The 21,596-nt window shown below is 46.7% G+C and carries 17 protein-coding genes; 11 read left to right on the forward strand and 6 right to left on the reverse strand.

Features of this window, described 5'->3' with window-relative positions; all coding sequences use genetic code 11:
* The first annotated feature begins 387 nt into the window (after positions 1-387).
* The 3 genes from QUB63_RS11685 to QUB63_RS11695 all read left to right on the forward strand — a co-directional run bounded on the left by QUB63_RS11685 (position 388) and on the right by QUB63_RS11695 (position 4,564).
* Positions 388-1,431, forward strand: coding sequence for a DUF2235 domain-containing protein (locus QUB63_RS11685; RefSeq protein WP_332945270.1), 1,044 nt, complete (start codon positions 388-390; stop codon positions 1,429-1,431).
* Positions 1,432-1,542: 111 nt separating this feature from the next.
* Positions 1,543-3,162 (forward strand): peroxidase family protein, encoded by a 1,620-nt coding sequence (locus QUB63_RS11690; protein ID WP_332945271.1) that lies wholly within the window; start codon positions 1,543-1,545, stop codon positions 3,160-3,162.
* Positions 3,163-3,361: 199 nt separating this feature from the next.
* Positions 3,362-4,564 carry a catalase gene (locus QUB63_RS11695; RefSeq protein WP_332945272.1) on the forward strand — a complete coding sequence of 401 codons (1,203 nt, stop codon included), beginning with the start codon at positions 3,362-3,364 and terminating at the stop codon, positions 4,562-4,564.
* Positions 4,565-4,834: 270 nt separating this feature from the next.
* Here the strand turns inward: QUB63_RS11695 and rpsD are convergent, their stop codons facing one another.
* Together rpsD and QUB63_RS11705 are read right to left on the reverse strand one after the other, a co-directional pair.
* Positions 4,835-5,443, reverse strand: coding sequence for a 30S ribosomal protein S4 (gene rpsD / locus QUB63_RS11700; protein ID WP_332945273.1), 609 nt, complete (start codon positions 5,441-5,443; stop codon positions 4,835-4,837).
* 42 nt (positions 5,444-5,485) lie between these two features.
* Positions 5,486-5,641, reverse strand: a complete 156-nt coding sequence (locus tag QUB63_RS11705) for a hypothetical protein (RefSeq protein ID WP_332945274.1) — start codon at positions 5,639-5,641, stop codon at positions 5,486-5,488.
* On the opposite strand from QUB63_RS11705, the gene QUB63_RS11710 reads away from it, so the two are divergent.
* Positions 5,640-6,248: a hypothetical protein gene (locus QUB63_RS11710; RefSeq protein WP_332945276.1), complete on the forward strand. Its 609-nt coding sequence runs from the start codon at positions 5,640-5,642 to the stop codon at positions 6,246-6,248. The genes QUB63_RS11705 and QUB63_RS11710 overlap by 2 nt on opposite strands.
* 255 nt (positions 6,249-6,503) lie before the next feature.
* Positions 6,504-6,851, forward strand: a complete 348-nt coding sequence (locus QUB63_RS11715) for a rhodanese-like domain-containing protein (protein ID WP_332945277.1) — start codon at positions 6,504-6,506, stop codon at positions 6,849-6,851.
* A gap of 133 nt (positions 6,852-6,984) precedes the next feature.
* Here the strand turns inward: QUB63_RS11715 and QUB63_RS11720 are convergent, their stop codons facing one another.
* A complete protein-coding gene (locus QUB63_RS11720) occupies positions 6,985-8,706 on the reverse strand; it encodes an AAA-like domain-containing protein (RefSeq protein WP_332945279.1) in 1,722 nt (573 codons plus the stop codon).
* 142 nt (positions 8,707-8,848) lie between these two features.
* On the opposite strand from QUB63_RS11720, the gene QUB63_RS11725 reads away from it, so the two are divergent.
* The 5 genes from QUB63_RS11725 to QUB63_RS11745 all read left to right on the forward strand — a co-directional run bounded on the left by QUB63_RS11725 (position 8,849) and on the right by QUB63_RS11745 (position 16,785).
* Entirely contained in the window at positions 8,849-9,037 is a 189-nt protein-coding gene (locus tag QUB63_RS11725) for a hypothetical protein (RefSeq protein ID WP_332945281.1), read from the forward strand.
* Positions 9,009-10,271: a methionine adenosyltransferase gene (metK, locus tag QUB63_RS11730; protein WP_332945282.1), complete on the forward strand. Its 1,263-nt coding sequence runs from the start codon at positions 9,009-9,011 to the stop codon at positions 10,269-10,271. Before QUB63_RS11725 ends, metK begins: the two co-directional genes overlap by 29 nt.
* A gap of 180 nt (positions 10,272-10,451) precedes the next feature.
* Positions 10,452-11,618 carry a glycoside hydrolase family 10 protein gene (locus QUB63_RS11735; protein WP_332945283.1) on the forward strand — a complete coding sequence of 389 codons (1,167 nt, stop codon included), beginning with the start codon at positions 10,452-10,454 and terminating at the stop codon, positions 11,616-11,618.
* Between the two features lie 468 nt (positions 11,619-12,086).
* The gene (locus QUB63_RS11740; protein ID WP_332945284.1) at positions 12,087-13,961 is read left to right on the forward strand and encodes a HEAT repeat domain-containing protein; all 1,875 of its coding nucleotides are present in this window, start codon (positions 12,087-12,089) and stop codon (positions 13,959-13,961) included.
* 856 nt (positions 13,962-14,817) lie between these two features.
* Entirely contained in the window at positions 14,818-16,785 is a 1,968-nt protein-coding gene (locus QUB63_RS11745) for a sensor histidine kinase (protein ID WP_332945286.1), read from the forward strand.
* A 432-nt stretch (positions 16,786-17,217) separates the two neighbouring features.
* Here QUB63_RS11745 and QUB63_RS11750 read toward each other — a convergent pair whose 3' ends face one another.
* Both QUB63_RS11750 and QUB63_RS11755 read right to left on the reverse strand, forming a co-directional pair.
* Positions 17,218-18,072, reverse strand: coding sequence for a hypothetical protein (locus tag QUB63_RS11750; protein WP_332945288.1), 855 nt, complete (start codon positions 18,070-18,072; stop codon positions 17,218-17,220).
* Positions 18,073-19,069: 997 nt separating this feature from the next.
* A complete protein-coding gene (locus QUB63_RS11755; protein WP_332945289.1) occupies positions 19,070-20,023 on the reverse strand; it encodes a cation diffusion facilitator family transporter in 954 nt (317 codons plus the stop codon).
* Positions 20,024-20,264: 241 nt separating this feature from the next.
* On the opposite strand from QUB63_RS11755, the gene QUB63_RS11760 reads away from it, so the two are divergent.
* Positions 20,265-20,612 (forward strand): hypothetical protein, encoded by a 348-nt coding sequence (locus QUB63_RS11760; RefSeq protein WP_332945290.1) that lies wholly within the window; start codon positions 20,265-20,267, stop codon positions 20,610-20,612.
* A 114-nt stretch (positions 20,613-20,726) separates the two neighbouring features.
* On the opposite strand, the gene QUB63_RS11765 is transcribed toward QUB63_RS11760, so the two are convergent.
* On the reverse strand, positions 20,727-21,596 hold the full coding sequence (locus tag QUB63_RS11765; RefSeq protein WP_332945291.1) for a sulfurtransferase: 870 nt from the start codon (positions 21,594-21,596) through the stop codon (positions 20,727-20,729).

The following is a 21,596-nucleotide window of genomic DNA, read 5'->3' on the forward strand; positions in this document are numbered from 1 at the left end:
GCGTCGGATCGCTACTCCAGTGAGGAGAATCGAGCATTTTCCCAGAACCAAACCTACGATCTCACGCTCGGAATTTTTTACGTTTTAGGAGAATCGAGCATTTTCCCAGAACCAAACCTACTATTTCACACTGTAAATTTTTTAATTTAAGAAATATAAATAAAATTCACATTTTAATACAGCCAACTAGACTAGATGGTATTTTGGGACTAATATCCGGAGAATCGAAATAACTCAAGATTGCCCAACCCGATAACAATTTCGTCGAGTAAGAAATTAGGAGGGCTTGCCTGAGGCGACCCAAAAAGGGGAATTGGCAATTCTCAAGTAACCGATTACCAATGACAGGTCCCTATCAAATTTCAGATTCAAAGGGAGAATATAAAAATGACGAAACCAGGGAAACGTCTGATAGTTTGCTGTGATGGAACTTGGAACAAACTAGATACTCAGTGCCCAACTAATGTGGTTAAGCTTGCCCAGGCCGTGAAACGGACAGCCAGTGACGGGGTTCCGCAGATCGTGTTTTATGACGAGGGGATTGGAGTGGACAGTAACAAGATTGTGGGCGGAGTCACTGGGCTGGGAATCGATAAAAATATACAAGATGCCTATCGTTTTCTTTCTTTCAACTACGATCGGGGTGACGAAATCTATCTATTCGGGTTCAGTCGCGGTGCTTACACAGTCAGGAGCTTAGCGGGGATGATCTATTGCTCCGGTCTCCTATCCCGCCGTTATATTACCAAGGCATCAGAAGCTTACGAGCTTTACCGTGAGCGAGGCGTTAAACCAAATGATGACAAAGCAAAGAGTTTCCGCGAAAATTACGGCAAAGATAACGGCGAGCGGGTCCCGATTACCTTGCTTGGTTGTTTCGACACCGTTGGAGCCCTTGGTATTCCTCTTGTACCCGCCTTTAAGAAATTTGAGGGACAGCTCAAAACAAGGTACAAATTCCACGACACCACTTTAAATAAGGATATTGAGAATGCGTTGCACGCCGTTGCGATCGACGAAATTCGCGAAGTCTTTGATGTTACCCTGATGAAGAAAAATCCTGATGCCCCCAAGCAGAAGCTTCGTCAAGTTTGGTTTCCAGGCGAGCATGGCTGCATCGGCGGTGGTACGCCAGAATACCGGGGGTTATCAGATGCTGTCTTGAAGTGGATGTTGGATCAAATCAGTGAGTTGGAATTGAAGCTGGAATTCGAGCCAGAGGCAATTGAGGATATCAAGCCTGATTATAAGGCTCCATTTAAAAACGATCCTGGGTTCTTCAAATTGGCAGGAATCAAGTGGCGCGAGGTGGGGGAGACCCTTGAGGATCTTCATGAAAGCGCGATCGAGCGATTGAAAAAAAGCCAAGACTATCGGCCTAAGAATCTGCAAAAAATTCTCTCCCAAGTAATTGAAAATCTAGAAAAATGATAAAACTCGATCAAACTCTCAGAACCGAACATCAGAAGACTTTGTAATCTACCTAATCTACAACAATCGAAAGGAAAAGGAATCATGACAAGAGATACATCTAGAGATGGATTGAGCAACAAAGCTTTAGCATATACGTTGACTCATTTCAAACCAATTTGGAACTTAGTTCAAAGTTACGAGCCTCTGAAACGTAAACTAAACAAATTTTTTCTCAATAGCATCATTTACAAACTTCCGACTCGCCCGCTTCCCTATAGCTTAATGGGCTTAGATCCCAAAATTCCCGGGACAGATATTCCCAAGAAAACTGATACCTATATCTCTTGGGATTCACTTACAGACAAGACTTATACTGGGCGACATTTACCTCCCGATCCGGAATTTAACAAAGAAGGGAATTTACCACCACTGGACAAAGTAAAGACCTTATTCCAAAAAAGAGACGGAAAAACCATTTATTCGGAAAAATCGACTCTGCTCTTTCCCTATTGGGTGCAGTGGTTTACAGATAGTTTTCTCCGGATCGATCAGCAAAACCGCTTCAAAAATACCTCCAACCATCAGATTGATATGTGTAATGTTTACGGGTTGACCCGCAAACAAACAAATATGCTCAGAGCTTTCAAAGACGGTAAATTTAAAACCCAAAAACTCAAGCGCAAAGATGGCGTAGAAGAAGAGTATCCACTCTTTTATTATGCCGATCCTGAGCAGGGTATTATCGATCCTCAATTTGAAGGCCTTCATGCACCCCTTAATGATGAGAAAAGACAACCCCCCGAAAAGAAAAGCAAGCTATTTGCAATGGGAGTTGAACGGGCAAACGTCCAAATTGGCTATGTCATGCTCAACACTTTATGTATCAGGGAGCATAATCGAATTTGTGATGTTTTGTCCAAAAGCTATCCGGAATGGGACGATGAGAGGCTCTTCCAAACCGCGAGAAATATTCTCATGGTGATTGTTCTCAATATCATTATGGAAGAGTACATTTTCCACATTACGCCCTATAATTTTAGGTTTTTTGCCGATCCTGAAGCTTTTACCAAGGAAAGTTGGTATCGAGAAAATTGGATGGCGATTGAGTTTAGTTTTGTCTATCGCTGGCATAGTGCGGTTCCTGAAACCTTTATCTATGACGGCAAAGAAAAATCCATGTACGATTCCCTCTGGAATAATCAGATGTTAATCGATAAAGGGTTGGGTGCATTGATGGAAGAAACTTGTTCCCAACCAGGCACTAGAATTGGTTTGTTTAACACACCTGATTTTAAGATCGCAGGAACACCCTATACATTTATTGATGCTACCGAACTAGCATCTGTTAAACTCGGACGGCAGGCGCAGTTAGCCAGTTATAACGATTACCGCGAAATGTGTGGTTATCCCAGGGTGACTGATTTCAATCAAATTACGGGTGACGAATACGCTCAACAGAAATTAAAAGAGTTGTACGGTCATGTTGATAAGATTGAATTATTTGTCGGATTGTACGCTGAAGATGTCCGGAAAAATTCAGCAATTCCGCCTTTAGTAGCACGGATAATCGGCATTGATGCTTTCTCCCAAGCTTTAACTAATCCTTTGTTATCGCCTAAAGTCTTCAATAAGGAAACTTTTTCCGAGGTTGGTTGGGAAATTATCCAAAATACCAAAACAGTCTCTGATTTAGTGAATCGTAATGTTCCTCCAAGCGATCCTAAGTACAAAGTCTCCTTCGAGCTTTAAGTTGTAGCTGACAACTAAGACTCAAGGTAGTGGGGGGCGCAAACACACCTGCGCCCTCAAAAATGAGGAAGAAAAAGGCGATCTTTTCGCAAGCGATCAGCTACGGCTATTCGGAAGCAATTGCACCAGCAGTTATACTATTTAACAGAGGCAACGGTTTGTGTAGAACCTTTTTTAGCTATTAACCGAAGGTTATGTTATGAGCAAGAAGTTATTTACCGAATATCCCGAACAGGACGAACGCAAATACTACGATCTTTTGGTTGAGCAGGCCAAGCTTCGGATGGATAATCTTTACGGTGATAAGGAGCGGGCGCTGCGAGATACTCACGCCAAAACTCATGCCTGCGTTAAAGGAACTCTGGAAATTTTTGACTTTGATGAGGAAGCGATTAAACGGGAATTGGGCAAACGCGCTTCGTTAAGTTCTTCCCAACTCAATGCTATTTCCCTTAAGCAAGGTTTGCTAGCAAAACCCAAAGAATATCCTGTTTGGTTGCGATTTGCTAACGGGGCTACCACAGTATACCCTGATTACCAAAAAGATTCGCGCTCAATGTCAGTGAAAGTGATGGGGGTGGAAGGGGAACGACTGGCGCAAAGCCACGAGTCAAAAACCCAGGACATCATTGTTCACAATTCAGAGTTATTTGTGAGCCAAACCATCAAAGATTACTACGGCTTTTTTTCTGCTCTGGTTGAATCAAAAGAGGCATTAAAAAAGTGGCTAATACGACATCCCAGACACTTTATAGCAGTCTCGACGCTTACGGGTAGCCGGACTCCGAAGAGTTTGCTAACAGCCAAATATTGGAGCGGTTCACCCTCTGCTTTGGGTCTCTATCCCGATTTCGATCCCTCCCAGCCTGGTCTAGTTCCTGTCGAATATCCTGCTGTAATTAAGTATGGGTTTACTCCGGTTTCATGCAAACCACCCCACGAGATAATTCCAGAAGAATCTCGACCGGGAATTCCTAAATTTCCCTTTGTCGATCGCGCTAAAGCCTTGGGTTTAGATCCCAATAAACCAGACAATTATTACCGGGACGATCTAATTCAAGCCTTGGCGAAACCTAATGCTCAATACTGGTGGGATTTTGGCCTTCAGTTCCAAACCAGCCTAAAAATGCCGATCGACGATGGCATCAATGTCTGGAAGGAACAGGAATCACCCTTCTTGAGAGTAGGTCGTCTCACTGTCAAGCATCAGATTATTGATTATGAAAAACAATCTGATTTCAACGAAAACCTGCGATTTTCTCCTTGGAACGGCTTAGCAGTTCATCGTCCAGTAGGTGCGATCAATCGGATACGCGGTGTTGTTTACCCCGTTGTAGCGAATTATCGCCTTCAAAAGCGAGGTCTTGTCCACCAAGAACCAACAGGAGAAGAAACTTTTTAAGGGAAGAATTTGGGGCCGGACATGATTTAATGCCATCAGGCAGGTGTCGTCTGAGCAAATAGCAACTCAAAGAAGTTAACAAGCGAAACCTTCAAAAAATCCCATCCCTTTTTAGGGGGTGGGAGTGTTGAAAATTATTAATTCTTAGTCCTCAGTCCTTAATCCTCATTATTCAGTAGCAATTAATCAATAACTGGGTTTGTACCGAATTATTAATTACTGGCTAGCAACTAACTGATGACTAATGACCAAAGACTGATGACTAATAAATTAAGCTTGACGCGAGTAGTATTCCACCACTAGCAGTTCGTTAATCTGAAGAGCAATCCACTCGCGTTCGATAACGCCGTTAACTTTGCCAACCAGTTTTTGCTTGTCAAATTCCAAGTGATTGGGCAAGTGAGCCAAGCCTGGATCTTTGAGATTAGTTTCAACCATTGCGCGCGATCGCTCTCTGTTTTTCACAGCAACCACATCACCGGGCTTGCACTGATAGCTGGCGATATTGACTTCACGATCGTTAACAGTGATGTGACCGTGATTTACCAATTGTCTAGCGGACGGAATGGTTGGAGCCATTCCCATCCGGAACACAGTATTGTCCAAGCGCATTTCCAAAAATTGCAGTAACACTTGACCTGTGGAGCCCGTGACACGGCGGGCTTTGCGGACGTAACGGAGCAGTTGGCGTTCCGTCACACCGTAATTGAAACGGAGTTTTTGCTTTTCTTGCAAGCGAACCGCATACTCAGAGAGCTTTTTGCGGTTTTGACCGTGCTGTCCGGGCGGATAATCTCGTCTGGGGGTTTTGCGGGTTAGACCCGGCAACTCTTTCAGGCGACGGACGATTCTCAATCGGGGGCCTCGATATCGAGACATTTATTTTCCTCTCTAATATCTGTATGCAATTTTATGCAGACTCTATATTATATGTGTGTAACGGTCAAAATTCCCACAAATATCCATAAAAAAAATCGATCGACCGCAGCCATCCGTAATGTGCGGTAAATTCTGAAGTAAAAGCCGATCGAGCGATCGACCCAACCAGCCCAAAAAACTCACAAACCGAGCTGCCATGCACAACCGCAAATTTTCCCAAAATTCTTCCTCAAAGCCCGCACCGCGCTGGATGTTGGCTCTCGGCACTCCCTTAGTCGCGCTGAGTTTGTTGGCAGCAGCACTGCCAATCTCGCCAGCATCAGCCATCACTCTGAGATTCCCCCGAAGTCAAAATCCCTATCGCGTCTGCGCCAAGGAACTAATCGAAGCCGGAGTCGGTGCAGAGGAAGCAGCAGCAGCTTGTGCCGACGCGCTCCACCCCCGGGACATATCCAGATGCGCCCTGCAAATCAACCGCAAAACCAATATTTCTGGTATCGAAGCGCTCTCTAGCTGTCGGCGGGTGAGGCGCCCCGACGAATTAACTACTTGCGTGGTGAATATTAACAGCAAAACTAAAACTCAACCTGCTGCTCCCCTGGTAGTCCTCGATGGGTGCCGCCGCAGTTTATTGCCAGAACTGTTTGCTGAATGCGTCATCGGGTTGAGCGGCAGGCTCGACTTTCCCACGGACAGGTTAGTTGCCACTTGTCTCGATCCCAGGGGCACAGTGAGCCAGTTGGACGGGCGTCCTGCACCGACTCCTCCTGCGGAGCTAATTCCACCGCCTTCGCGGGTCAATTAGTTATGGGTAATTGGTCCTGGGGAATTGCTAATTGGGAATTGGTCCTGGGGAATTGGGAATTGCTAATTGGTAATTGGTAATTGGTAATTAGGCAAATCTCGCCTCTTCCTCTCCCTTGTTCCCTCTCCCTTCTTCTCTCTTCCTTCTTTCTTCTTCCTTCCTTCGGCTACGCTCAGGACAAGTCTTCCTACTGACTAACATCCGTTAAATCCGTTACAAAATCCGTTGCCGAACTTCCTTCTTTCTTCTAATCAAATGTCAGAAAATTTTGGTCAAATTACAGTCGAAGAATTAGGTCGTAAATTAGCAGAAACCAATGCCGATCGATTGCAGCTTGTAGATGTGCGGGAACCTTACGAAATTGAACTCGCTGCTCTGCCGGGATTTGCAGTTTTTCCGCTGAGCGAGTTTGCCGAATGGTCTGGTGATATTGACGATCGACTTTTGAGCGATACAGAAACCCTAGTGCTGTGCCACCACGGAGTGCGATCGGCTCAAATGTGCCAGTGGCTGAGCGATCGAGGCTTTACCAACGTTAAAAATATCGTTGGCGGCATTGATGCTTACTCAATGCTGGTCGATCGCAGCATCCCCCGCTATTAATCTGATGCCCGCTCCAACTACCGCAATATAGGTTCTCCGTCAGGAATGCGAGTCCTAGTTATGGATGCGGACTCGCATTCCGATGCTGCGAACCTTTGTTTATTATCGGGTTGGGGCGGACAGGATCTGAATCTTAATTAACAGCAGCAAATCGAAAATTTAAAAGCGTGCTCATAGTCAGCCGATCGCGCCCGTGCCTTTTCGAGTCATAAAGAGCCTCATCAGCCGCCAGTACCAGCGTTGCTGCATCATTTTCCGCCCCCGGAACAACGCTGGCAATTCCCAAACTAATCGTTACCACATAATTAGGCAAACAGTCAACAGTCTCCGGGTTAAAAATAATACTCAAAGCTTTAACTTTCGCTCTAATGTGTTCGGCAATAACCAGAGCGCCCGCCGCATCAGTTTGAGGTAAAATGATAGCAAATTCCTCGCCACCGTAGCGAGCGGCTACATCAGCAGGACGCTGGAGCGATCGGCGAATTGTTTGAGCTACCGATCGCAAACAATCATCTCCAGCTTGATGTCCGTAAGTATCATTATATATTTTGAAATAATCGATGTCGCACAAAATCAAAGATATCGGCGCTCCATCGCGAGCCATGTGTTTCCATTGGGCTCGCAAGCAACTGTCAAAATGCCGTCTGTTGCCAATTTGAGTAAGTTCGTCCACATTCACCAAAGCTAGCAGCCTTTCATTTTCTTGCTGCAACTCCTCCCAACCAACAGCAGAGAAACTTTCCTCGCAAAAATTTTGCTCTTGAAAATACAGGCGATACAATTCGCAAGACAAGCTACAGTTATTTCCCTCTAGTTTGACAAGTCCCATGCTGTCTAACTGATAGGCCATCAAAGGTTCGAGGTGAATGCTATTTTTAACATCCAGAACCTGTTGGAATGCCGAGGCTAGTTCGGGCTGCTGTTGAATGGCGATCGACTGATTTCGCAGGTAGTCGCTATAAATTCCGCTTTGAGTCGGAGCTGCTTTTAACAGTTCTTCCAACTCGGCTCGCCCCAGCTCCTCCCAGGCATCATCCCCGACAGACAGGCGGTTTTGCAGCAAAATTGCCAGGTGATAGAGCGCTAAATGCACTAAATAAGGATGCCCGCCTACCATTTTCATTAATTGCTCGACCGGATAGCTGTCGCTCCAGTTCAATCCGTGTCGGCGCGCCAAATCTTGGACTTGTTCGGCAGTAAATTCTGAGAGTTTAATCGGCAGTCCTACATTAAATGGAGATTGATTGAGACTCAAAGCAATATAAATTTCTGTCGAGTGAATGACGGCGATGCGGAGTTTTTGCCAGGTTTCGCTCTGTCGCGCTTGTTCGTACCAAAAACGGAGCAGCGGCAGGAATTCTCGAGCAATATTGGCGCGTTCAAATACTCGGTTTACTTCGTTGAGTACCAAGACAAGGGGACTGTCAATTTGTTCGAGCAAATAGTTTTCAAAGTAAAGAGAGCAGCTTACCTTGCTCCCCATATCTTCATCCCAGAATTCATCGAGATTTGGTTCGAGTTTGAGTTGGCGAGCGACATTGACACACAGCCAGCGCAAAAATTTATCTAAACTAGCAAAAACTGCTGCGTCGGCTTGCTGAAAGTCTACAGTAACTGTGCGGTATCCCCGATCGACCGCCGCGTGAATTATCCGCAGCATCAGCGAACTTTTGCCCATTTTTCGGGGAGCTTTAATCCGAATCAGGCTCCCGGGCTTGCTAATTTCTGCGCAAGCTCGGGCTTCGGCGGGCGATCGATCGATATAAAATCGAGAGTCAAGCGGTATTGGGCCGCCGGGAAATTCTAGGTCTGCAACCGTTTGGATTAAGTTTGGTGATTTTTGGATTCCTGCCATGGTTAAGAGTGCGAGGCGATACCCTGACTGTATCTTACATCTCAAGGTTAGGGGGGTAGAGGAGCGCTGTCAAAGATCGATCGACAATCCTACAAAATCTAAGTTTTTAAGGACTTCCCACGACTGACTTTGCTATAGTAGTGTGACTTTACCCAATCTCAAACCCTGCTTCAACAGTTCTGCTGACCGACAAAAATTCGACGGCGGCCCAGACGCGATGATTCTGCGCCTCTACCTGAAAAATAACTCGTCGGTCGCCAACTTGAGCGCAGGCTTCGCCCCCATCAAAGGAGGAACAATCATTGTCACGCCGCTACCTGTTTACCTCTGAATCCGTCACTGAAGGTCATCCCGATAAAATCTGCGATCAAATTTCAGATACGATTTTAGATGCCTTGCTGACCGAAGACCCTAAAAGCCGGGTCGCAGCCGAAGTTGTCGTCAACACCGGCTTGATGCTGCTGACGGGCGAAATTACCACGAAAGCTCACGTAAATTACATAGAATTGGCGCGGAAAAAAATAGCCGATATTGGCTACATCCACGCTGACAACGGCTTTTGTGCCAGTAGCTGCTCGGTGTTGGTGGCTCTTGATGCTCAGTCTCCCGATATTGCCCAAGGGGTGAATACGGCTCACGAAAGTCGGGAACAATCCAGTGAAGAGGAGTTGGATGCCATCGGCGCTGGCGACCAAGGTTTGATGTTCGGCTTTGCTTGCAACGAAACGCCGGAATTGATGCCTCTGCCAATTAGTTTAGCGCACCGGATTTGCCGCCAACTGGCAGCAGTCCGCAAAACAGGTCAGTTGCCTTACCTGCGTCCCGACGGCAAAAGCCAAGTTACCGTAACTTACGAAGACGGGAAACCAGTTGGCATTGATACGATCTTAATTTCTACCCAGCATACTGAGACGATCGGCGATATCGCAGAAACAGCCGCTGTTCAAGCCAAGATTAAAGCAGACCTTTGGACTGCTGTCGTCGAACCCGTGTTTGCCGATATTAGCGTCAAGCCGGATGCAGAAACTCGCTTCCTTGTCAACCCCACTGGCAAATTTGTCGTCGGCGGGCCTCAAGGAGATTCGGGTTTGACGGGCCGCAAAATTATTGTGGATACCTACGGCGGTTATTCCCGTCACGGCGGCGGCGCTTTTTCTGGAAAAGACCCCACGAAGGTAGACCGCAGCGCGGCTTATGCTTGTCGCTACGTTGCTAAAAATATCGTGGCGGCTGGTTTGGCCGATAAGTGCGAAGTGCAGTTGAGTTATGCGATCGGCGTAGCGCGCCCTGTTAGCATGATGATCGAAACTTTTGGCACTGGTAAGGTTGATGACGATCGCCTTTTGGAAGTTGTGAAGCAACTTTTTGAACTGCGTCCTGCGGGCATCATTCAGGCATTTAATTTGCAGAATTTGCCTGCGGAAAGAGGCGGCCGTTTCTATCAAGATGTGGCGGCTTACGGTCACTTCGGACGCACTGATTTAGAGTTGCCTTGGGAGCAAACTGATAAGGCACAGCTTTTGAAGGAAGCCTTGAGCCAGCAGTTGTCTGGAGTAGCTCGATAGTACAATTTGGGGGCGCTTGGGCGCCCTTATTATTTGATTATTGGTAATTAAAGGCTATATATAAGAGCGCCCAAGCGCAACAACGTACCTAACTAAAAATTAAGTTCCATAGGGTGCGCCAGTAGCGTGTTTTTTTCTCTATAATCGATCTGCTAATAGCTGACGCGCCGTACAAAAGAAATGCCATTTTTTCCTTCTTTCCAGTCAGCAATTCGCAGATTTGCCTCGGAACTAAAACAGCGATTTGCCGCGGGATTTTTGGCACAACAAAATCAAGCAGCGCTGCCAAGTTCGTGGGCGCCTGACAGTGGAATTCGCGGCGTTTGGATACCCAGCACCGACTGCAAAGTTCTCACTTCAAAACAGCGGATTGCTTCAGCAATGGACTTTCTCGCCGAGACGGGATTTAATACAGTTTTTCCTGTAGTTTGGAACCGGGGTTTTACTGCTTATCCTTCTCAAATTATGCGCGAACAATTTGGCGCGGAAATTGACGCGCGCTATCAAGGGCGCGACCCTTTGGCAGAGTTAATTGTTGAAGCCAACAGAGTTGATTTAAAAGTGATTCCTTGGTTTGAATACGGATTTGTCAGTTCTTACAATCTCAACGGCGGTCATTTGCTGGCGAAAAAACCGGAATGGGCGGCGCGCGATTGCAGCGGCAATTTACTTAAGAAAAATAAGTTTGAATGGATGAATTCTCTTGACTCGGAAGTGCAAGATTTTTTGCTGGGGTTGATGCTGGAAGTTGCTAGAAATTATCCGGTAAATGGCGTTCAAGGAGACGATCGCATTGCGCTTCCTTGCGAAGGCGGTTATGACGAAAAAACGGTTAAACGCTACCTCCAAGAGTGCGGGAGAGAACCGCCGCAGAATCCGAAAGAGCGACATTGGCTGCACTGGCGCGCCGATATTATTACTGAGTTTGTGGCTCGCTTGCACCGAGAATTGAAGGCTATTAATCCTGATTTGTTGCTGTCGATGTCGCCGAGTCCTTATGAATGGGGATTGGTGGAATATTTGCAAGATTCTCAAGCTTGGGTTGACAGAAAGTTGGTCGATATGCTTCACCCCCAGTTTTACCGCCGGGATTTTAACGGTTACAAACAATTGGTCGATCGACTGATCGATCGACAACTTACCTGCGAGCAACTGCACTGCGTGTCGCCCGGTGTTTTGTTGGCGAATCGAGGCAGCCATTATAGCATGAATCCGGAGCTGTTGTTGCAAGTAATTGCTTACAACCGCCAGAGCGGCATTCCTGGAGAAGTGCTGTTTTTTTACGAAGGTTTGCGAGATAACGGTAATGCTTTGGCTGAGGCTTTGAAAAATGGGCCCTACAGGTGACACTGTACCGGAATCCGGCTGTTTCCGGTTTGTTGGGTTCAACGGAGCCGATCGATATTTGCAGCAAACTTGGTATAAAATGATATAGCGAAGCTCGCCTAGTTAAGAGCGCAGGGATGCCCAGCAGCAAGCGCTACTAATTGTTAAGCCTCGCGCCCCAAAAAACCCGATCGTTAATCATTGGGGAGTTGCAAAAATAGTCTAATCGGACATATTTTATAAGTGGTGCAAGTTTTTTTATAATGAGAGTTTTGTGGTGCAGCTAGATTTTTTGACAGTCCGCCCAAAAACAGGGACAAGCCCCTGACTTAAATCGTGGATAGCCGAAAATTTAAACCCTAGTTCCTGCTCCGGTGATTCATCTCCTGTGGAGTAAATCTAAAATCTAAAATCTCAAATGGAAAATCGACGCTCCGGCGAGTTAAAAAGAGCAATCTCACGCGACCGCCAAAATATGAGGATAAATCAATGAACTCAGCAGCAACCCTCATCCAACAGCTACCAGAGCTCAGCGACGATCAATTCAACCAAAAATATTTGAAACAAAAACAAGGGATGCACGCATTGGCGGCTATATTGCCGCAAGTAGAACAGCAAAGTCTGGCTTTGCGCGCAATAAAATTAGCCCTAAAAGTAAATTTAAAACTCGGCTCGAAACTAGCAGGAACGGTAAAGCCAGAATTTCAAAAAGCAACAGTAAGATTAATCGCAAAAATTAAAACTTCGCCGCAGCTCAAAATTAAACTGCTGGCGCTAACAAGTTCCGATAGGGCAATTCCAATGCTGGTAAAAGCATTGAACCACAAAGACAGTACCGTGCGCTTTCACAGCATTCGGGCGCTAGCGAAAATTGGCTCGTCCGCGGCAGTAATTGAATTAGCCCGATCGCTCGAATCGGAAGATTCCCAAGTGCAAGCTTGGGCAGCTTGGGCCCTCGGAGAAATTGACTCGAAACCAGCAGCCCGGGCACTGCTCGAAGCCCTCAACCACAAAGCCGGCGGGGTGCGCGCCTGGGCGGTTTGGGCCTTGGGCAAAATCAACCCGAAAACAGCCGTCCCCGCACTGATCGAAGCCCTGAAACATCAAGACTCGGAAGTGCGCTGGCGGGCGGCCGTCAACTGCGGGAAAATTGTCTCCTCTGAGCTAGTTCCCGGGCTGCTTTCCGCCCTCAGAGACGAAAATCTCATCGTCCGCGCTAGGGCCGCTGCGGCTTTGGGGAAAATCGGCGATCGTCAGGCAGTACCCCGCTTAGTAGAATTGCTCCACGATCCCGACTCCTATGCAGTTTCTTTGAGGGCCGCCGAGGCCTTGGGACAAATCGGCACGGAAACGGCTGTGGCGGGGCTGCTGCAAGCCCTCAACCACGACGACTCAGATGTGCGCGGCAGTGCAGTTTCTGCGTTGGGAGAAATCAGCAGCGAGGTGGCTGCGGTGGCAGTAATGCGAGCGCTCTCGGATCGAGACATTTTCGTGCGCGGCCGCGCGGCGGTTGCCCTCGGGAACATCAATACAGCCGGAGATGGTAACTTGCAAAAAATGGTGGCTGCGGGACTGGCGATCGCGCGAGGCGACAGCGAATCTTATGTGCGGTGGAGAGTTGCTGCTGCTTTGGGGCAGATTGGGACAGACGAGGCTGTAGCAGGTTTGGTGCGGCTGCTGGAAGACGAAACCTCTGGAGTGCGCCAAAAGGCTGTTAAATGCCTCGGTCAAATTGGCTCGAACGCTGCTATTTTGGCTCTAGAAGCAGCTTTAAACCGCGAATTGGCTGACGTTCGCGCCCTGGCTGCCCAATATTTGCCGGATGTCAGGACTGAGGCAGAAACAGTTGATGTTCAGAGTTCAGCTTCTGCAGATTTCTGGGGCCAAAAACTGCCGAAAATCCTGATTGCTTCGGAAGCAGAAGCTTGCGAATACATTATCGATCGCGCTGCGGGGCGCGAGTTCAAATACCTGATCTCGATCGGCACTCCCGGCGTACCCGAGCCCAAAACTTTTCACAAAGTCCCGAACCGACTGCGGCTAGAATTTAACGACCTCGAAACCCCGGTTGACGACCCCGATCGGGTTTTGCCTGCACTTGATGACGTACTCCAAATTATTGACTTCGCCCTCAAAATGTCGGCGGGCCCGGGCAATTTGCTCGTCTGCTGCCAAAGCGGCATCAGCCGTTCAACGGCCGTCGCTTTGACTGTTTGTGCTGCCCTGTTGGGCCGGGGCCAAGAACGGGAAGCTTGGGCCTTTGTGCTCGCCGCCAGACCCCAAGCCAGGCCGAATCGCTGGATTGTGGAATTGGCCGATGAAGCTTTGGGTAGAAACGGTAAGTTATGCGATTTGAGATTTTAGATTGAAGATTAAAGAATTGGGAATGACTTATTGTCTAAGGGTTTAGAGCTTACCTAGAGTTGCATTGTTTTTTTGAACTGGTATAAGCTTGTGCGATCGAATTAACCGCTGCTACTCCAGAGAGAGATCGCAATTGCCAGCAGTTGACCCCACCAAAAACGGATACCGTGCCGCGTACACTCGCCTTGTCGAGAAATCAAAATTTTAGACTCCTGTTCCTGCTGCCAGATTCATCTGTAGAGTAAATCTAAAATCTCAAATCGAAAAATGGAAAATCGACTGACTCCCAGGAACCCAGTTTCTTTTGGTAAGTCATCAAGTTATACTCAACTTAGATGACTTCGCCTCAGACTTGTCTTGCGGGGGCAGCGATGCCAAAAGTCGATCGCCAGGGTGCAAAAGTTCGATCGGCTGCCGCATTTGTGACATTCTGTGGTATTAATTAGTCGGATGCGCAACAAAAATCGTCAAGCAATCGTCGCATTGCTGGCAGCAAAACTCCAAAGCTGAGGAATCGGGTGCATTGTCAAAAGACAATATCAGCTTTGGGCTACTCACAGGCCAAACTCATCAGACAGAATTTTCTGCCTGTAATATTCCATGCGGCAATAATTCACTGCCGGCATAAATCTTTCTTTTTTTGCCTGCGGGAGACTTTTACAAGTCGAAAAAGTAATTTGGCAACAGCCATCAACAGCCTAATTATCTATTAGACATCAACCGAATTTAAGTTTCTCCTCTGACTCGACAACAGTTTCAGATACTTTTTCGCAGATGTCTACTGGAAAACACACAAGCTTTTCTCTTTAGAGAACTTAAGATCGTGGTAGATTTTAACAGAATACAGCGGTTGCATATGTCAAAAATTCACTTGCTCAAAAAAAGACGTAACGAAGCCGGTTTATCGGTTGCACTTTGGCAACCTAAGGGGGAGTCAAATCCCGATTTAGAACCATTAAACCTGCTGGTAAAACCTGTAGTCTTGCCCAAAAAAAACCTCAAAAATAGCAATGCCAGCAAACTAATGCCGCTATTTATTTCCGAACAATTTGCTTTGCGACAAACAGAACCCCAACAATCATCTATCCAGGATTTTGTAGAACAATCGTCCTTGAAAAAAAGCCAAAGTTTGCCTTCTAAAATTGGCGGCTTGCCCATCCATAAAAAAATAAGCCGCGGGTATTTGCTGGCAATAGGAATCGGCTTTCTGGGTTCCCTGAGCGGGCTGGTGATTGCCGACTACCACCAAGAAAAAGGATTAAAACAACTCAATGACGCTCACCTACAAGCGCAATTGCTCGGGAATTTTAAAGACGCAGCGCAGGCGGCACAATTGCAGGGAGCGCAGCTAGATTCTTTTGTAGATAATTCCGCCAAGTTGGAACTGCAAGAACAGCAGTTTTTCAAGAGTATTGTTAAGGCGAAAAACCTGCGGTTGCGCATAGAAAAGTTTGCCGACAGCCAACCCGCTTGGCTTGCAGCTAAGCCGGAAGCTCTCAAAACTTTACTGCAAGATTGCACGGAAGATTTAGAATCCTACGCCAATACTCTCAACTCAACTTTGCAGCAACTTCAGCAATCGCAACTGTCGCCTCGGAAGATAGAGTCGGCCCGAAAATTGTTGGCCACAGAAAGCGGAGAAGGTGCAAAACAGCTTGAGGGCCACCTTCAGGAATTGAGCAAAATCCTCGATATTGCCCAGCAGCAAGAGCGGCAAGGCGGTGCAGCGATGCAGGATGCCCAAGGCATCGAAAAGGGCATAATTATGATTAGTATGCTGCTGTCGGTAGCGCTGGCCGGAATTGTGGCTTGCCGCACCAGTCGGGCGATCGCCAAACCAGTCGTCAGCGTCACTCAGGTGGCCGAACAAGTGACCGCCGAGTCGAATTTTGATTTGCGAGCCCCCGTCACCGGACAAGACGAAATAGGCTCATTAGCTGTGTCTCTCAATCACCTGATCGAGCGAGTTTCGGAACATACAAAAGAATTGGAACAAACTAAGAAAGAGGCTTTAGTGGCTAGCACTGCTAAAAGCCAGTTTTTAGCAAATATGAGCCACGAGTTGCGGACGCCTTTAAACGCGATTATCGGCTACAGTCAACTACTGTTAGAAGAAGCCAGAGATTCCGGGTGCAAGGATTTTGTTACCGACTTAGACAAGATTCATAATTCCGGTACGCACTTGCTATCTTTGGTTAACGACATCCTCGATTTGTCGAAAATTCAAGCGGGGGGGATGAACCTAGACATCGAAGAGTTTGACATCGAATCCCTGGTGGATAATGTGGCGATTTCGGTGCAATTATCGGTACAAAAGAATGGCAATGTTTTAGAAATAGAGTGCGACAGTCAAACTGTCGGCACCATGCACGCAGATTTGGCGAAAGTGCGGAAAGTGCTGCTGCACCTGCTGAACAATGCTGCTAAGTTTACCAAAAATGGCATGGTGAAAGTCAGCGTCAGCCGCGTTGAGGGAACCAAAGAATCGAATGCAGCGTATCTGTCTGGTGTTGAAAATTTAATGGCTGCGGGCGAGGCGAAATCGAGTTTGATTCCTTGTCCAGTTGCTAATGTTCAAGCATCAGATTGGATTTGCTTTCGAGTTAAAGATACCGGCATTGGAATGTCTGAGCAACAGCAGCACAAATTGTTTGAAGCCTTCGCGCAAGCTGATTGTTCGGCGACGCGCAAGTACGGCGGCACTGGATTGGGGCTGACAATTAGCCGCCACTACTGTCAGATGATGGGCGGCGAGATTTTGGTGGAAAGCGAGGAGGGAAAAGGGTCGATTTTCACTGTACGCATACCAGCAGGAAATAGTTAAGCACGTGGGTAGGGTGCCCCGGAGCTGCTGAAAAACAGGTAAGAATCGAAAGAATCAAGGTCGGGGGCACCCTACCACTTGAATTGACTGGTGTCATGAATATAGCCTTTCTCAGCTTGATGAGGTATGGCTGCGATCGAGTTTCGTGAGGTTCTCGCCAGTTGTCTTACCTTTTCCCAATTACCAATCTGTACCTCACTCGCTTGAGAATTGCTATAGCGGTTCTCACTTACACAGGTAGGCCAGAGGCTGCTGGCTCACGGGTTTTCACACTACCGAGCGTCTGTACCTCCAGAAACCCGATCGTCCGCTATGGGCGCAAGCAATTACCAGTTAGCAATTACCAATTACCAATTACCCATTACCAATTACCCATTACCATACATACCTCATATGAGAGCTCGAATTGCTATCTAACTTCTGAAATATCAATCAAAGGTCAAATATTGAAGTGGCTGTTGCATCAACATATTTCATGTCACCAGTAGTCCCTCCAGCAAAATGAAGGAAATAGTTGTTAAAAAATGATGTTGTTACACATTTAGAAATGAGTGAAGCCTTAGTGTTTAAACCCAGTTTTTGTAATCCCTTTCGTACTATGTTGTCTCTCGAATTTAGAAAGGGGTACAGAAATTGCTGGATTAACGGCCAAGGCATATGGAATTTTGGAGAAATCCAGCACTCAATATGGCGCATCAATATCTCATAGCTCAATGGGCGCATTTCATAGTTCCATTCTCCTGAACCTTTGTCTTCATAGGAGTGATAAACATACTCCAGTAATTCTCGATGATAACGAGGAGAAAGAACCATAACTCCGGCTTGTACAACTGATTCAAATTCTGCATCTAACCCAAAATTTTTGTAAAAAGCTGTAGGAGAAAGGTTATCTATGTATTCGATGCCATGCTGAGACAAAAAATCATAAAGCCTTTTAAGGCACATCTCATGATCTTCTCTACTAGGAGTTGCATAATCATCTACGGCCCCAATCTTCTCAAGTGGAACTCCCGCCGTAATATCAGGACTATTTGGGTTAATCAATACATCAGCATCGACCCAAACAACTCGATCGTATTTTTGAATACTGGGTTGTGACAAAATTAAGCACTTTTGCCATGATGGATTTCTGGACTGAGATTTGGACGAAGTATCTAAAGGTTGTGTAAAAACAACCAATTCAAATTGATACTTTTCAGCATAGTGAAGCCATAGAGACCTGCAATAGGTCTCGAACATGAGTTCGTAGTTTTTGCCTATCGCTAGTGTAACAAGTGCCTTTGCCACTCTATACTCTCCCTAGTTTATTCATTGAAGATTTACCTTTAAAGCGTTAACGCGCAAATCCCCCACAAACACCTGATTTAGCCCCAAAGTGCCGCAGAGTGTCTCTGCTGTCAAGTTCTATTCCAGAAAATTATCAAAATTTTTCAGTGTCTGGGATTGGGGGTATATAGCGAGCGTCAATCATTTGTGCAAGTATTTAGGGGCGGTGTCCCAGGCGCCCAAAGGCTTATACAAGGGTGGGATTGCCCCTACAAAAATTACACGATTTGTGACGGCTGGCTATGTACAGTATTGTTTAGAGTTTGGGATTACCGCAGTTTTTCTTGTTGTCGATCGCCTCCCGCGGCCCGCCCGGTAAGCGCCCGAAAAAATGCCTATAAAGTGCGACCATTCATCACCGCCACCTGTATATCAAAGCATATCATCGGTACTCATCGCAGCTCTCTTCGTCTTCTGCCGGAGACTGCGCTGAGTTATCGCGCCGCCACATTAATCAAACAATACACTCCCAAGCCAGAATGCCGATCGGCTCTTTGAGAAATCCTCCAGTCTCGCCCAACCGCCGATGCTTACTACCAACTCACTTACCGAGTGACAGACTACTACCCGCGCTCGGTGGTTGCGAGCTTTGGGTTCACAAGTCGAAATTCTGCTACCTTGGGACTTGCGACAGAAAATGACCGTAGAAATCCAAACAACTGCGAACTTGTACCAATAATCTCTTACCGACAATTATCAAAGCCATTGTGGAAAACTGGCCGACTTCTGTGGAAAACCCCCCTTTTCCTGTGGAAAACTGCAACAAAATTAAGATAAGACGTACAGTTGAAACCAAGTTTACAAAAACCAAGTCTGCCGGACGGCGACTAAAGAAAATAATGTAATTTTAACCGCCTGGTCTTCAACCCGCAGGCTTTGTGGGTGAGAGTCTGTACAGACGCGGTTTCAACCGCCCGGTCTTCTTCCTTCTTCCTTCTATCCCTTCTATCCGTTACGCTCATCCGTTGCCGAATTTCCCTCTTGCTTCTGGCTTCTCTTGGGTATCGTAGCTAATTTGGTCGGAATGGTAAGCCGGCGGCTCAACGTGAATTAAGATGCGTACAGGGCTGAAACGTTCTTCCAAACGGGCTTCAACTTCTTCTGTAATCCGGTGAGCAGTTTCTACATCGACAGCATTGACAATCATGTGCATATCAATAAACACTTGACGCCCGATCAGGCCGCGGGAGGCGATCGAGTGACAGTTAACAACTCCGGGCACATCCATGGCGATCGCCTGGATCGTTTCCGGTGCGATCGCCATGTAATCCACCAACCAAGGCAGATTTTCCGTTAAAACTTTCCAACCGCTGCGAAATACCAAAATAGCCACTGGAAAAGACAAAAACACGTCCAAGGATTGCAGTTGAGGTATGTTTAAAATCTGGCCTTGCCAAACACCGATCAACCCGCCGATGACCATAATTGTCACCCAAACATCGCTCATCGTATGCTGGGCGTCCGCTACTAAAATCGCGCTACCGAGACGTTTGCCAACTCTGCGCTCGTAAAAAGTGACAAAAATATTAATCCCCAGTACGAGCAACAAAATCCACAGTTCATTGGGGGATATTTTGACAGCTTTACCGCCGTTGAGCAGCCTTTCGACAGCACCGCTGAGAATTTCAAAACAGGCAATTCCCAGAAAAGCAGCAATTCCCAGAGCTCCGAGAGCGTCATATTTTTGGTGTCCGTAGGGATGATCGCGATCGGGCTGGGGATTGGCATAATGATTAGTTACCAATCCCAAAATATTATTAGCGCTGTCCGTGACGCTGTGCAAGGCATCTGCCAGCAAACTGAGGGAACCAGTCAGCCATCCCACGGCTGCTTTAATTGCCATCACTAGCAAGTTTAGCAATAAGGTAATGATTAAAACCTTGCGGACTTCGGAACGGTTATCGGCAACCATAGAATCTCCTCGATCTGCTGTCAAGTTTTCTGGCTTCTAGTTTATAGCTTCTCCCGTCATAAAAGGTTAAAAGTATTGCGAAATCTAGGTTGCGACTAGATTTATATTCATTAATTTAGCCGAGCTTCTTGAGACAATTTTTAATTAATCGCATTCTCGCAGCCCAATTTAGCTGGCAGGTACTTCTTTTAGGTTAGTGTATATTTTATCATTAACAATCGTATGTTAAATTTCATTGCCCATGTCTCTTTCTCCGCTGACACTGAATTTAGTTGAGGGTTCTGTCTCGTTTAGCTTTTCCCCGCAAGCCGCGCGGGATTTGCAAAGTGCGATCGCAGCTTTGATGGACAGCTTGAAAGCCGTAGCAGCCAAAACCGCTGGCGGTAAAGCTTCTCCCCAAAAACCGATGGAATATCGGTATGCAGGGGATGTATTTTTGGAGGTTTTCTGCAACCCGAATATCTGGGCGACTCCTTTTGCTGCGAAAGTGCTGATTACGGTTAGGGACGATCGCCTGCGCGTCACCACCGAAGCCGAACTGAGCCGCCTGCGCGACGATCTCGCTCAGTATCTCGAACAAGTCGGTTGAGATGCTCAACCTGAAACGCTCTTCTTTTAGATCCCCGACTTCTTGAAGAAGAACAGGCTTTCGGGCCTGTTCCACAAAGAGTTAATTTTCTTGTGGGGAGTAGGGGTTGGGCTCCTAGCCAGCCCCTGAAAGGCTTATTGAAAGGGGATAGCTATCTGCCGGCGACGCCGACCATTCCCACATTGAACCTGCATAATTCTTAGCATTAAATCCCACATTTGTCAAGACACAAGTCACCCATGCAGAGCGAATTCCTCCAGAGCAATAACTCACAATTTGAGTTGACAGCGAAACTCCTTTCTGCTGCAAGATAGCAACAATTTCCTCGCGAGCCAGCAGTTGTCCCTGTTTGTCCATCAACTGTTTGTAGTAGAGGTGAACCGCACCGGGAATGTGGCCGCCCCGCTTTTCTCCGTAAGGCGTTTTACCTGCATATTCTCGCGGCTCTCTTGCGTCAATAATGACTAAATTATGAACTCCTAAAAGAGCTTTAAATTCATCCCGCTGAATTTCCCAATTCGAGCGGCGAGATATTACAAAATCTCCTGTTTCCGGGGGATTGTTTGCAGCTTTTACTCGCTTAATTCCAGCTTTGATTAAAGCTCGATATCCTCCATCTACAAAAACAGATTTTTCATGTCCCAAAGTCCGCAACATCCAAACAATCCGTCCGTCTTCGCCCCACCCTTTAACCGGATCGGCAACCACTATTACAGGTTTGTCTTGACAAATACCAATTGCTTGCAGTTTGTGAGTTAAAACTGTGTGATTTTCGATAATTTTTCCCTTATGGGGAAAGTGCGACTTAGAAAATTGCTGCCAAGTTACGGGAATAGCTGGCGAAAGACCGCAAAACCATCTTAAAATAGGTTGGCGAGCATCGAGCAGAGTAGCGCCCCCTGACAGTAATTGCTTAGCTAAATCGGCGCTTACTATCCAATTATCTGCCAAATTATACACTAAATTACACAGTAAGTTAGACAT

It is taken from the genome of Microcoleus sp. ARI1-B5, assembly GCF_036705795.1.
Lineage (GTDB): Bacteria > Cyanobacteriota > Cyanobacteriia > Cyanobacteriales > Microcoleaceae > Microcoleus.

Coding starts and splice junctions, on each gene's coding strand:
- QUB63_RS11685 (WP_332945270.1), top strand. CDS start 388: ATGACGAAACCAGGGAAACGTCTGATAGTTTGCTGTGATGGAACTTGG.
- QUB63_RS11695 (WP_332945272.1), top strand. CDS start 3,362: ATGAGCAAGAAGTTATTTACCGAATATCCCGAACAGGACGAACGCAAA.
- rpsD (WP_332945273.1), bottom strand. CDS start 5,443: ATGTCTCGATATCGAGGCCCCCGATTGAGAATCGTCCGTCGCCTGAAA.
- QUB63_RS11710 (WP_332945276.1), top strand. CDS start 5,640: ATGCACAACCGCAAATTTTCCCAAAATTCTTCCTCAAAGCCCGCACCG.
- QUB63_RS11705 (WP_332945274.1), bottom strand. CDS start 5,641: ATGGCAGCTCGGTTTGTGAGTTTTTTGGGCTGGTTGGGTCGATCGCTC.
- QUB63_RS11715 (WP_332945277.1), top strand. CDS start 6,504: ATGTCAGAAAATTTTGGTCAAATTACAGTCGAAGAATTAGGTCGTAAA.
- QUB63_RS11720 (WP_332945279.1), bottom strand. CDS start 8,706: ATGGCAGGAATCCAAAAATCACCAAACTTAATCCAAACGGTTGCAGAC.
- QUB63_RS11735 (WP_332945283.1), top strand. CDS start 10,452: ATGCCATTTTTTCCTTCTTTCCAGTCAGCAATTCGCAGATTTGCCTCG.
- QUB63_RS11740 (WP_332945284.1), top strand. CDS start 12,087: ATGAACTCAGCAGCAACCCTCATCCAACAGCTACCAGAGCTCAGCGAC.
- QUB63_RS11745 (WP_332945286.1), top strand. CDS start 14,818: ATGTCAAAAATTCACTTGCTCAAAAAAAGACGTAACGAAGCCGGTTTA.
- QUB63_RS11755 (WP_332945289.1), bottom strand. CDS start 20,023: ATGGTTGCCGATAACCGTTCCGAAGTCCGCAAGGTTTTAATCATTACC.
- QUB63_RS11760 (WP_332945290.1), top strand. CDS start 20,265: ATGTCTCTTTCTCCGCTGACACTGAATTTAGTTGAGGGTTCTGTCTCG.
- QUB63_RS11765 (WP_332945291.1), bottom strand. CDS start 21,596: ATGTCTAACTTACTGTGTAATTTAGTGTATAATTTGGCAGATAATTGG.